Here is a 12585-nt window from a genome sequence, read left to right on the forward strand (position 1 = left end):
GGCAACCATGTTTGTAATCATTGGTTATGTGATTATTTTAGGCTGTGTATTGGGCGGCTTTTTGATGGCCGGCGGCCATCTGGGCGTGCTTTGGCAGCCGGTTGAGGTGCTGATCATCGTCGGTGCCGCCTTCGGTTCCTTCCTGGCCAGTAACTCGCTGGCCACCAGTAAAGCGGCGATGGCCGGCGGAACCGCCACGCTGAAAGGTAGTACCTACACCAAGGAGTACTACATGGAGCTGCTGATGAGCTTTAACGCGCTGAGTCAGAAGGCCCGCAAGGAAGGTTTGTTGTCCCTGGAAAAAGTGGTGGACGATCCGGAGGGTAGCTCGATATTCGGTGAAAAAATCGTCCACGATCACCATCTGATGGAGTTTATTTGCGACAAGCTCAGGCTGATCCTGACCGGTGTCGATGTCAACCAACTGGAAGACATCATGGACGCGGAAATCGAAGTACACCACGCCGAAGGCAACGAGCCGATCAAAGCCGTGCAAAAAGTCGGTGACGGCATGCCGGCTTTCGGTATCGTCGCGGCGGTAATGGGGGTGGTACATACGATGGAATCGGTGGGGATTCCGCCGGCGGAACTGGGCAAACTGATCGCCGCGGCGCTGGTCGGTACCTTCCTGGGTATTTTGGTGTCTTACGGCTTTATCGGCCCGGTAGCGTCGGTCATGGAAGCGCGGCTGGAAGAAGAAAGCAACGCCTATAAATGCACGCAAAAAGGCCTGCTGAATTGCGCGAAAGGTACTTCGCCGGCGATGACGGTGGAGTTCATGCGTACCGCGATTCCTCATCATGCCAGGCCGACCTTTACCGAGCTGGAAGAACAATTGAAAGCCGGCAAATAAGGTAAACGACAATGGCCGAACAACCCATAATCATCAAGAAAATCAAGAAGGGTGGGCACGGTGGGCACCACGGCGGGGCCTGGAAAATTGCCTATGCCGACTTCGTGACGGCGATGATGGCTTTCTTTCTGTTGATGTGGTTACTCGGTTCCACCGACGAGAAAACTAAAAAAGGCATTTCCGAATATTTCCAAAACCCGTTTGGCGTCGCGATTGTCAGTAACCCCGGTGAGGGCTCCGGCGACCGGACCAGCATCATCCAGGCCGGCGGCCAGGACTTGAAATCGCAAGACGAGGGGCAAGTGCATCAAGGGGAAAATACCCCGGCCGAGCCAACGCCTGAGGATATTGAAAAACTGGCGGAAGAGCAGGAAAAACTCAAGCTGGAAAAATTGCAGGAAAAAATCGAGGACATGCTGAAAGCCAATGACAAGTTGGCGGAATATAAAGATCAGATCAAGCTGGAAACCACCCCGGAAGGTTTGAAAATCCAGATTATCGATGCGCAAAATCGGCCGATGTTCAAACTGGCCAGTTCCGGTATCGAAACCTATGCGCAAGCCATCCTGCGCGAGTTGGCACCGGTGATCAACGAATTACCCAACAAGGTCACCATCAACGGCCATACCGACGCATTGCCGTTTCCCAGCAATCGCACCGGTTATTCCAACTGGGAGCTATCCAGCGATCGGGCCAATGTGGCGCGCCGTGAGTTAACCCAAGGCGGACTCAGTGAAGACAAGGTGCTGCGCGTGGTCGGCTTGGCATCCAGTATTCCTTACAAGGGCGACGTGCCTAACGATCCGATGAATCGGCGGATTTCCATCGTCGTGATGAATAAAAAGACCGAAAATCAGGTGCTGCACGATGGCGCCGAAGATAAACCGGGCAGCAGCGATACTTCTGTGCCCGGTTTGCCGGCCATGTCGCCAACGATACAGCAAAATACCAAAATTACAGGGGCGGAAGGCGCTGCGCATTAATTTGGCCCGGTCAGTACAAGGCTGAACGTACGGTAAGGATCTGATGCAGTTATTCAAGGCTCTGCTGAGTCAGCTAATGGCCTGTGTCGCTGTGATGGGCTTACGCGCACTGATCCCCCTGCCCATTAGCGTTTTGCAAGCTGTCGCTATTCAGGCCGGCTTGGCCGCACTGTTTTCGCGCGGTTTTCGCCAGCCTGTCTGGTGGCTGCCGATTCATTTGCTATTTATACCGACCGTGTTAATGGGGCTGAGCTGGCAAGTGCCTGCTTGGCTGTATCTGCTGATGTTGCTGCTGCTAACCCTATTATTTTGGGGTACAGTGAAAGGCGATGTACCGTTGTTCTTGTCCTCTTCCGCAGTCAGCGAGGCGCTGATCGAAATAGTAAGCCGCGAACGGGCGCAAGCGTTTATCGATATTGGCGCCGGTCTGGCTACCGTTGTCGTGCCGCTTGCAAAAGCCCGGCCGGACATGGCTGTGGTGGCCTTGGAGCGGGCGCCGCTACCCTGGCTGCTGGCAAGATGGCGTTGCCGCAATCTAGCTAATGTCCGGGTCGGCAGATCCAGTTTTTGGGAGCAGGATTTACGCGAGTTTGATGTGGTGTTCGCCTTCCTGTCGCCGCTGGTGATGGCGAAAATAGGCGAAAAAGTCCGGCGGGAAATGCGGGACGGCCGCTTATTTATCTCGTCCTCTTTTCCGATACCGGATAGCCACCCCGAATCGGTGCTCGAACTGAACGATAGCCGCAAAACTAAGCTGTATTGCTATCGGATAGGTGGATCTCTGAAAAGTTAAGAACCCTTTGGCTTTCTTCAGCAGGAGGGGCTTAGCTCAATGACATTGCCTGGAGAGAGTGAGTCTTAGCGCTATTATTAAGCCGCCGGCGTATTCGTAAATTCGGGGACCAACTGCTTCAAACCGGCCAACAGCTGTTGGTTATCGTAGCTCCTGCACTCCTTCTGCAAATCCTCAATCTGTTTAGCCCATTCCACCGAGTCGTAGAGTCGGGCTTTGGCCAGGCGCAATTTCGCATGGCTGGTTGCCATTAATTGTTCCTGATCGTGGAATAATTCTTCGTAGAGTTTTTCGCCGGGCCGCAAGCCGACAATCTTAATGGCAATATCTTTATTCGGGACTTTGCCGCTCAGGCGGATCATCTGCTCCGCCAGGTAAGTAATTTTGACCGGTTCGCCCATATCCAATACAAACACTTCGCCGCCCTGGCCTATGGTTTCCGCTTGCATGATGAGCTGGCAGGCTTCCGGAATCGTCATGAAGTAGCGGGTAATATCCGGATGCGTCACCGTGATAGGGCCGCCGGCCTTGATTTGCTCTCTAAACAGCGGCACCACGCTACCGGCCGAATCGAGCACGTTGCCGAAGCGTACCGTGGTAAAGCGAGTGCTGCCGGTCTGATTCAGGTTTTGGCAGAGGATTTCCGCCGCCCGCTTGGTGGCGCCCATCACGTTGGTCGGATTGACGGCTTTATCGGTGGAAATTAATACAAAGCGCGCCACACCGGCGGCAATCGCCGCTTCCGCCAGGATTTTGGTGCCGATCAGGTTGTTATGCACCGCTTCGCGGATCTGATTTTCCAGCAAAGGCACATGTTTATAAGCGGCGGCGTGAAACACGATTTCCGGTTTTTGCCCGGCAATTAATTGCTGCACCGCAACGGGATCGGCGACATCGCCCAACACCGCTTGGTGCGATAACTCCGGAAACAGCCGATTCAAGTCGGCGTTGACTTTGTACAAATTAAACTCGCACTGATCGAATACGATCAGCTTGCGCGGCTGGGCTCTCGCCAGTTGCTTGCAAAGCTCGGAACCTATCGAACCGCCGCCGCCTGTCACCAAAATGACTTTGTCGTGTAGATGGTTTTTAATGCCGGGCCAATCCAGCTTCACCGGCGTGCGCCCCAGAATATCTTCGATGGAAACGCTACGTAGATTGGCGGTGGTGACCGCGCCGCTCAGCAATTCTTTGACCGAGGGTAGGGTCTGAAAATCCACCGAGCAGTTTTCGCAGATTTCCACGATCCGGCGCATTTGCTGATCGCTGGCGGACGGCACGGCAATCAGCACTGTTTCGATATTCCAGCGTTCGATTAACTCCGGAATTTGCTCGACCGTGCCGGCGACGCGGATGCCGCGAATTTCGCGCTTGTATTTACCATGGTTGTCGTCGACGAACACTATCGGCACATAATCGCTATCGACATTGGCCAATAAATCTCTCACCAGCATTTCGCCGGCGGAACCGGCACCGACGATCAATGCGCGCTTACCCACGCGCTCCGCGAACGTCTGTTCCTTCCAAAAGCGATATACCAAACGCGGAATGCTGAGCAAGGAAAACAGGATCAGCACGTAAAGGGGGACGACCGAACGCGGCACGCCGTGCAGGCGGTCGTATAAAAACAAGGCGGAGGCAATAAAAAAAATCCCGGTCAACACCGCTTTGCCGATGCGGATCAGGTCCGGCAGCGAGGAAAACCGCCAAACGCCGCGGTACAAACCATACACCCAGAATAAACTGACTTGGATGGCTATGACCCAAGGCAGGAACAATAAGGCCGAATAAAAAAATTCGTCCGGGATGTTTTGCAGATTAAAGCGTAGCCAGTAAGCGCCGAACCACGCTAACGGGATCATGGCCAGATCGTGCAAAAAGATGGTGGTGCGGGAGCGGAATCTTAAGGTCACGAAATAACCCACTCGGATTTGCCGGCCTTAAACCGGTAAGCCAGATAGATTAAGGGCAGATAAGCCACGATAACGCCGGCCAAAGCATGGCTGGGATGCTTGAATATCCATAGGGAGACAGGCAGCAGCCAACCGCAATTAATTGCCCAGGTTGCCAATAACACCGGCAAATGTCCGTAACGTTTGGCTGCATGCTGATAGGTATGCGAGCAATGCGCCGCGTACCATTTTTGTCCGCTGAACATTCTGACCGCCAGGGTATAGCTGGCATCCACGATAAACGCACCGAATAAAATCAGCCCGCAATACAGCAGAACGGCGGCCTGTTGTGCGGCCAGTAAAATTAATAAACCCAGCAACAGCCCGATAAAGCCGCTACCGACATCGCCCATGAAGATTTTCGCTTTCGGCCAATTCCACAGCAAAAAGCCGCCGCACGCCGCCGTCAAACTCAAGGCAACACCGCATAAGCTTTGGTCGATAAAAAACAGATAGCCCGCCAATGCCGAGGATACAAACAGCGCTTCCGAGCCGGCAATGCCGTCGGTACCGTCCATGAAATTGAACAGGTTTAAGCTCCACACCAAAAACAGTGCTCCCAAGGGGTAGCCCAACCAGCCTGGATTGACGCTTAAGCGCCCGAAGAGAGCGTCGAATGGCGCGGGGACCAATACCACGGGAAGGCCGCCCAACAATTCCAGGGCGATGATCGCCGCCAGTAAATGCGTCAAGAAACGCCAGCGCGCGGCCACTTCGCCGTGATCGTCACAAAAGCCGATAGCGGCTATCAATAGCGTGGAGCCCAACAAGGCCAGGGAAGTGCCAGTCAGTTGCCGGTCAAAAAACAACCGGAGCATCGCCACGCTGAAGGCCAGCACGATAGCCAAGCCGCCGCCGCGCGGGGTTGGCACGCTGTGTGAGCTGCGTTGGTTGGGAATGTCCAGCACCTTGTAAGTTAAGGCGTAACGGCGAATCAGGCCGGTCAATACGGCGGCGAGCAGCAAGGTAACAGTAAAAAGCAGTAGCACGCTAGATTAACTTAGATGGCGAATAATATCGGGCAGGGCTTTCCAGAGAGTTTGGCGAGGTTGAAAACCCAATTCGCGGGCGATTTTAGCAGACGAATACCACGCCGAACCGGTTAATTTTTCCAGGCTATCGCTATCGATAGGAAAGCGTCGCCCCGTCAGCCGGCCAAAGCCATCGCCCAATTTGGCTAAGCTGGTTAGCAATGGCATCGGTATCGACCAGACGACAGGCCGCTTGCCGAGCGCGGCTCTGATCGCGTCGTAAATCTGCCGGGTAGAATAGCTTTGTTGATCCGTGACTATATAAACCTGCCCGGCTGCTTCGGGATTTTCTGCAGCCAACAATGCCGATGCCACCACATCATCGACATGCACCATGGAGCGCTGGTTACCGGATTCCGGTAGCGGCGGGAATATGCCGCGGCGAATTGCGTGGATCATGCGCGGCAGATTGCCTTTCCCGGTGTCGCCGTAGACCATGCTGGGCCGTAACACCACAGGATGCGGGACGTAGCCGCCGTTCAGCACCAGTTGTTCGGCTTCGTATTTGGATAAACCGTAGGGATCTGAGGCGGGGGCGTTGACCGTTTCATCCATGACTTGTCGGCTAGTGTGGCTGACGGCTTTAACGCTGCTGAAGAACACAAAGGCTTTCACTCCGGCCTGTTGTGCGGCTTCCAGCAGTTTGCGCGTGCCTTCGGTGTTGATTTGCCGGTATTCGGCCTCATCCTGCCGACTTTCCGCCAAGGCGTGGGCTTTGCCGGCCAGATGAAACACCACGTCTATGTCGGCGCACAACTCCGGGGGGCAAGCTCCCAGTGCTGCCAAATCCAAGGCGATGTTGTTCTCACCATTCCCAGCGCGGCCGCATGTTCTGACCGTATAATCCTGATTGACCAAGGCTTGGCATAGGTGCGCGCCGATAAAACCGCTGGCACCGGTGACGAGGGCCTTAGTCATGCTATATGTTGGCGAAAAGACATAATGGTTGGCAGCGATTTAAACGGACGGCGAGAGTACGTAAGTTGAGTTATTGCTTGCTGCCATGCTCTGCAAACACTTCATACTTACCTTCTTTATCGAAGGAAACCACCTTGTACGCATCTTGCTGCCCGCCCATTTCCATGCCGGGGCTGCCCATCGGCATGCCCGGCGCGGCGATACCGACTATGTTGGATTTGCTTTGCAAAAGCTTTTGAATATCGGTAGCAGGCACATGGCCTTCGATCACGTGGCCGTCCACGACAGCAGTATGGCAGGACGCCAGCTTCTCGGGGACACCGAAACGGGCTTTGATGGTTTCCATGTCGTCGCTAACCACATCGTTGATTTTAAAGCCGTTTTGTTTGGCATGTTCCAGCCATTTACCGCAGCAGCCGCAAGTGGGGCTGCGATAGACTGTCATTTCCAGCGGCTTGCCTGCTTCTTCAGCGGAAAGGTTTTGGCTGAGAGCCGCCAGTAATAACATGATTGATTTCGATGCGTTCATAAATACCTCTTTATTCGCCGTGTAGCGTTACGATGATGGTGCGATTGCCGGCACGATTGCGATGCTCGCATAAGTAAATGCCTTGCCAAATTCCCAAGGCCAATTGGCCGTCGCTGATCGGGATGCTTAGCGAGCTGCCCAATATAACGGTTTTTATATGGGCAGGCATGTCGTCCGGCCCTTCGAGTGTGTGCCGGTAGTATGGTTCATTTTCCGCTACCGCCCGGGAGAAATAACTTTCCAGGTCCCGGCGTACATCCGCATCCGCATTTTCGTTGATGGCCAGCGATGCCGAGGTGTGTTGCAAAAACACATGGGCCAAGCCTATTTCAATTTTATCCAGTTCGGCTAGCTGACTGACGATTTCCCGGGTGATCAAATGAAAGCCACGCGGTTTCGCGGCTAGCTGGATGCGTTTTTGAATCCACATGTCGAGAATGTTACAAATTGATAAATGCTGGAAATTTGGATGGCTGCAAATTATTCAGCGAATCGTAAAACTCCGCAATTGGTCCTCTAATCCCGGAGCAATACCGCAAAGTTGAGGTAGATAATTCCTTCTCCCGCCGGGAGAAGGTTAGGATGAGGGAGATTAAAATCAATTATTTACACCCCTCACCCCAGCCCTCTCCTTTATGCCCTGTGGGTGCAAGGGAGAGGTAGGCGTAACTTAGCGGCATTGCCCTCAAGTATAAACGCCCTTATTTAGCGATGATATTGCGGACTCAATTCCCGCACCGCATCGACCATGGCTTTGACGTGTTCCGGATTAATGTCCGGCAAAATGCCGTGGCCCAGATTAAACACATGTCCTGAGCCATTACCGAAACCTTGCAGCACTTTGCCGACTTTTTCGCGGATCACTTCCGGTTGCGCGTACAAAGTAATCGGATCCATGTTGCCCTGCAACGCTACCCGGTCGCCGACGCGGGTGCGGGCTTGGCCGATGTCGGTTTGCCAGTCCAGGCCCAGCGCGTCGTAGCCGGTGTCGGCCATCGCTTCCAGCCATAGACCGCCGCCCTTGGTAAATAATATGGTCGGAATTTGCCGGCCGTCGCGACGCGTGTTCAATAGCTCGCGCACTTGCCGCGCATAGCGCAACGAAAACTCCAGGTAATCGTCATGGCTGAGCATGCCGCCCCAGGTATCGAACACCATCACGGCGTCGGCGCCGGCGGCAATTTGCGCATTCAAATAGGCGGCTACCGACTGCGCCAGCTTATCCAGCATTTGATGCATCAGTTGCGGCTGTTCGAACATTAGGCTTTTGACTTTTTGAAAGCTTTTGCTGCTTTTGCCTTCCACCATGTAAGTCGCCAGCGTCCAGGGACTGCCGGAAAAGCCAATCAAGGGTACCTTGCCGTGCAGATTGGTTTTGATCAAGCGCACGGCGTCGATCACATAACGCAATTCGGTTTCCGGATCGGGAATCGGTAATTTGGCAATGTCGGCTGCGGTTCTGACCGGATTGGCGAATTGCGGGCCTTCGCCTTCGGCAAACGACAGGCCCAAGCCCATCGCGTCGGGGATAGTCAAAATATCGGAAAACAAGATGGCCGCGTCGAAGTTAAAACGTTCCAGCGGTTGCAGCGTCACTTCGCAGGCCAATTCCGGGTTGGTACAAAGCTGCATGAAGCTGCCGGCCTTGGTGCGTACTTCCCGATACTCGGGTAAATAACGTCCGGCTTGGCGCATCATCCAGACGGGGGTGCGGTCGACGGGCTGTCTTAACAGGGCTTTTAAGAATAAATCGTTTTGTAAGTTGGTCATTCGTTTCGATTGGGATGAGAATCAGCGGCGGCTTTCTTTTTGTACGGCCCGGAAGCGTTTTTCCATGGCCTGCTTAAACTCGCCGGGCATAACGGCTTTAAGCTGTATCGCTTCGGCGGCAGATTGAAAAGAGCCGTAAATTACCACGTATTTTTCCTGTTCGCCCTGTTTGATGGGGTAGAACTTCAGGCCGTCGCGGTAATCGGCGTATTTTTTTTGAAAACGTAGTGCCGCATCTTTAGTGGACAGCACCATGACTTGCAGCGTGAAGTTGTTGGCTGGTTGCGCCATGATCCAGTCCTGATCGCTGCCTTCGAAGGCGGGTTTGGCGGGTTTGTGTTCGACGGGTTTAGCCGGGGTTGGCACAGCAACCGGCGCTATCTCCTCGGTCGGCGCAGAGTTGGCTGGCGACGGTTTTTCAGCTTGCTGCTCGGGCTTGGCTTGCTCAGGGTTTGGTGCTTTCGCGGGCGCCGTCTGCTTGTCGGCAGCAATGCTCTGAGTGCTTGGCTGCGTGCTTAGGGTCTCGGGCGACGGTTTGTTCGGTAATTTCGGGCTGGGTGTTGTTGAACTATTTATCGATTCAGCGTCGGCAGAGCGGAGCGGAGCTTGGCCGGTCGCTTCGGCTTCGATCAGTGCATGGCTTGACTCCACTGTATTGTTTGCCGGGCTGAGGGCGGCAGACACGATTGTCGGTGACGGTTCCGGCGCTTTGGGCTCGGGTGGTGGAGCGATCTGCGGCGGTGCCAGGACGGTTTCGACTGTCGGAGTGGGTGTCGGCTGCGGAGCGCTTGTGTTTTCGGTGGCAGCTTTGTCGGCCTTTTCGGTTGTAACCGCAATAGGCAGGTTGCCGGCGATTTGCCCTGTGACAAGATCCGGCGGTAATAAAGATTTCAGCGCATAGCCGGCTCCGGTTAGCACACCGGCGATTGCGAGCCATAAGCCCAGTTTGCTGCGTTTATGGCTTTGGGAATGAGCGAATTTAGGCAATTGCGCGAGTATTTTGCCGGGGATGCCGTTGCTGGCGCGATATAAATCCTCGATCAGGCTGTCGCTGATGGCGTTAAACGACACCACTGCGCCCGGTTGCGCCGACAGATTTTGTAAATATTCGCCACATTGTTTTTTGCTGAGCGGCGGCAGTTCGATGAAATGGCACTCCTCCACCAATTTGTCGGTACCGCTTTTGATGTGGAATTGATCGTGATTCATCGCCAACACCAGCCGCAAGCCCAGTAGCGAGTCGGCAAATTCGATCAGCATCGTCATCAGGCCGGGTACCAAATTGCCGGCATCGTCGATCAGCAGCACCACTTTTTGCCTGGCACATTTATCGCGCAACGCGCTTAGATCGAAAGCCGAAGCTTTGGCGATGTTCAGGCCGCGTAATAAATCGTTAATCAGACTTTCGAAGCTGGAGTCTGGCGAGGCCGGCAGCAACACGACCTCCCACATATCCTTACGATTTTGCCTGACAGTCTCCAATAAAGTGGTTTTACCGATGCCTTCCGGGCCGCAAACGATCAGAGATTGCTGCAAATTGGCCAGCAAGTGCAGCAGCAAATCCAGTTTTTGCGAGCGCTCCAGCGTGATCAGGGCCCGTTCGGCATTGTTGCCCACCGAGCGTTTTTGGTAGCTGTAGGTCAGATCGTCGTTATCCAGCATAGCCGTTCAAGGTTGCTTGTAATTGCGTCAGATCGACGTTGACGGGGAGTGAGGCTTTGCCGACCGCTTCCAACAAAATCACCCGAATTTTGCCGTCGACATTTTTTTTATCCACGGCCATCAAATCCACATACTGCTCGGTCGTCATTTCCGACGGTGGCGTGACGGGCAAATTGGCGGCCTTGAAAATGGCGATAATTCGCTCGACGTCGACATCGTTTAGCCAGCCCAGGCGCCGCGATAAATCGGCGGCAAAGCAGGTGCCGATAGCCACTGCCTCGCCGTGTAGATAGTGGCCGTAGCCGCTGCCGGTTTCGATAGCGTGGCCGAAGGTGTGGCCCAAGTTTAGAGTAGCGCGCACGCCGGATTCAAATTCGTCTTCGCCGACCACTTCGGCTTTATTGATGCAGGATCGCTCAATCGCATAAGCCAATGCGTCCTTATCGCGCGCCAGCAATTTCGGCATATTCGCTTCCAGCCATTCTAAAAAGCCGGGGTCGCGAATCAGGCCATATTTAATGACTTCCGCCAGGCCAGCCGATAACTGCCTGTCGTCAAGAGTATCCAGCACGTCTGCGTCGGCGATGACGCATTGCGGTTGATAAAACGCGCCTATCATGTTTTTACCCAGCGGATGGTTCACGCCGGTCTTGCCGCCGACCGAGGAATCGACTTGGGCCAACAAAGTGGTGGGGATCTGGATAAAGGCGATGCCGCGTTGATAGCAAGCCGCCGCAAAGCCACCCATGTCGCCGATCACGCCGCCACCCAAGGCAATTAAAGTGGCGTTGCGGCTAAATTTTTTGGCGAGCAATTGATCGAAGACTTTCTCCAAATATTGGAGCGTTTTGTATTGCTCGCCGTCTGGCAGGATCACCGTTTCGACTTGATAATCGCCCAATGCCGTTTGCAATTGGCCTAAGTAAAGCGGGGCGATAGTCTCGTTGCTGACGACCAATACCTGCTTGGAGCGTATATGCTTGGTCAACAGTGCCGTTTGGGCCAGCAAGCCGGCGCCAATGTAAATCGGGTAACTTCTGTCGTTATTTAGTGCAACTTGCAATTCTTTCATGATCTTCTAAGGCAGCCTGATATTGCTGCAAAATGGTTTTAACCACGGTTTTAGTGGGCAGGACGCCGGAGTCGATTTTAAAATCGGCGCATTCCGTATACAGCGGGTCGCGCTGCGCGAGCAAGGTTTGCAGGCGTTGCCTGGGGTTGTCGGTACGCAATAGCGGGCGCTGCGTATCGTGTTTGGTGCGATGCAGGATTTTATCTATCGAACAGTGCAAATAAACGACGAAGCCGTTTTCCTTGATTGCCGCCCGATTCTCCGGCATTAATACCGCGCCGCCGCCGGTGGCCATCACTATCCCTTGCAACGCCGATAAATGTCGGATAACAGTTTGCTCGCGCATCCGAAAACCCTCCTCGCCCTCGTAGGAGAAGATAGTCGGAATATCAACACCGGTGCATTCCTCGATGACTCTATCGCTGTCGTAGAACGGCCATTGCAAGGCTTTAGCAAGCTGTTTGCCTATCGTGGTTTTACCCACCCCCATCAGGCCGATCAAGTAGATGTTTGCCGCTGGTTTCATTGCATTGGCTGGTTGCGCGCATTAAAAACCGGAGCATTATGCCCACTTTTTGCAGGGAGTTAAATTTTAGATGCCGAACACCCGCTTTTGGGCGGCTCAACAAATACCCACTTCCTCCGTGGGAGGGCCTGTATTTAATTGATTTTATTCTCCTCACCCCAACCCTCTCCAGCAGGAGAGGGGCATTCCCTTTACTTACGGGGTAAGGTTAGGATGCAGCGTCATTAAGTTTAGGGAAACATTCCCTTCCCCAGCAGGAGAAGGTTAGCGGGAATAAATACGGCAAAAGATTTATTTGATACCCTCATCCCAATCTTCTCCCGGAGGGAGGAGGGGTTGGTCGTTTTTAACTTAATGGTATTGGGTTTGGGTGAAGGGCGGCAGTTAATTGATTTTTTCTTCTCACCGCAACCCTCGGCAATTACTCCCAGCGTTGCCCTATATCCTGCATCCATGCAGTCGTCCAGCAGGAGAGGGGGTGAATTGACGTTATTAC

Annotated in this window: 12 protein-coding genes; 3 read left to right on the forward strand and 9 right to left on the reverse strand. The window is 53.9% G+C overall.

Annotated elements, in window-relative coordinates:
• The first annotated feature begins 7 nt into the window (after positions 1–7).
• Genes motA through JL719_RS01360 form a run of 3 tightly spaced genes read left to right on the forward strand, consistent with a single transcriptional unit; the run spans position 8 to position 2629 of the window.
• Positions 8–853, forward strand: coding sequence for a flagellar motor stator protein MotA (gene motA, locus JL719_RS01350; RefSeq protein ID WP_033158218.1), 846 nt, complete (start codon positions 8–10; stop codon positions 851–853).
• Positions 854–864: 11 nt separating this feature from the next.
• Positions 865–1836, forward strand: coding sequence for a flagellar motor protein MotB (motB, locus tag JL719_RS01355; RefSeq protein WP_033158217.1), 972 nt, complete (start codon positions 865–867; stop codon positions 1834–1836).
• 43 nt (positions 1837–1879) lie between these two features.
• Positions 1880–2629, forward strand: a complete 750-nt coding sequence (locus JL719_RS01360) for a class I SAM-dependent methyltransferase (RefSeq protein ID WP_033158216.1) — start codon at positions 1880–1882, stop codon at positions 2627–2629.
• Positions 2630–2706: 77 nt separating this feature from the next.
• On the opposite strand, the gene JL719_RS01365 is transcribed toward JL719_RS01360, so the two are convergent.
• The 9 genes from JL719_RS01365 to JL719_RS01405 all read right to left on the reverse strand — a co-directional run bounded on the left by JL719_RS01365 (position 2707) and on the right by JL719_RS01405 (position 12089).
• Positions 2707–4542 (reverse strand): polysaccharide biosynthesis protein, encoded by a 1836-nt coding sequence (locus tag JL719_RS01365; protein ID WP_033158310.1) that lies wholly within the window; start codon positions 4540–4542, stop codon positions 2707–2709.
• Complete coding sequence (locus JL719_RS01370) at positions 4539–5570, reverse strand: MraY family glycosyltransferase (protein ID WP_033158215.1); 1032 nt, start codon at positions 5568–5570, stop codon at positions 4539–4541. Before JL719_RS01370 ends, JL719_RS01365 begins: the two co-directional genes overlap by 4 nt.
• Positions 5571–5576: 6 nt before the next feature.
• Positions 5577–6530, reverse strand: a complete 954-nt coding sequence (locus JL719_RS01375; RefSeq protein WP_033158214.1) for an NAD-dependent epimerase/dehydratase family protein — start codon at positions 6528–6530, stop codon at positions 5577–5579.
• Positions 6531–6600: 70 nt separating this feature from the next.
• Positions 6601–7059, reverse strand: a complete 459-nt coding sequence (locus JL719_RS01380; RefSeq protein WP_033158213.1) for a DUF411 domain-containing protein — start codon at positions 7057–7059, stop codon at positions 6601–6603.
• 10 nt (positions 7060–7069) lie between these two features.
• Positions 7070–7489, reverse strand: a complete 420-nt coding sequence (locus JL719_RS01385) for a secondary thiamine-phosphate synthase enzyme YjbQ (RefSeq protein ID WP_033158212.1) — start codon at positions 7487–7489, stop codon at positions 7070–7072.
• A 275-nt stretch (positions 7490–7764) separates the two neighbouring features.
• Positions 7765–8829, reverse strand: coding sequence for a uroporphyrinogen decarboxylase (gene hemE / locus JL719_RS01390; RefSeq protein ID WP_033158211.1), 1065 nt, complete (start codon positions 8827–8829; stop codon positions 7765–7767).
• A gap of 21 nt (positions 8830–8850) precedes the next feature.
• Positions 8851–10491 carry an AAA family ATPase gene (locus JL719_RS01395; protein WP_033158210.1) on the reverse strand — a complete coding sequence of 547 codons (1641 nt, stop codon included), beginning with the start codon at positions 10489–10491 and terminating at the stop codon, positions 8851–8853.
• Positions 10481–11563 carry a 3-dehydroquinate synthase gene (gene aroB, locus JL719_RS01400; RefSeq protein WP_033158209.1) on the reverse strand — a complete coding sequence of 361 codons (1083 nt, stop codon included), beginning with the start codon at positions 11561–11563 and terminating at the stop codon, positions 10481–10483. The genes JL719_RS01395 and aroB overlap by 11 nt, the downstream gene beginning before the upstream one ends.
• Entirely contained in the window at positions 11535–12089 is a 555-nt protein-coding gene (locus JL719_RS01405; protein WP_020484322.1) for a shikimate kinase, read from the reverse strand. The genes aroB and JL719_RS01405 overlap by 29 nt, the downstream gene beginning before the upstream one ends.
• Between the last annotated feature and the right edge of the window lie 496 nt (positions 12090–12585).

It is taken from the genome of Methylomonas sp. LW13 (assembly GCF_016865255.1).
In the GTDB taxonomy this organism is placed as follows: Bacteria; Pseudomonadota; Gammaproteobacteria; order Methylococcales; family Methylomonadaceae; genus Methylomonas.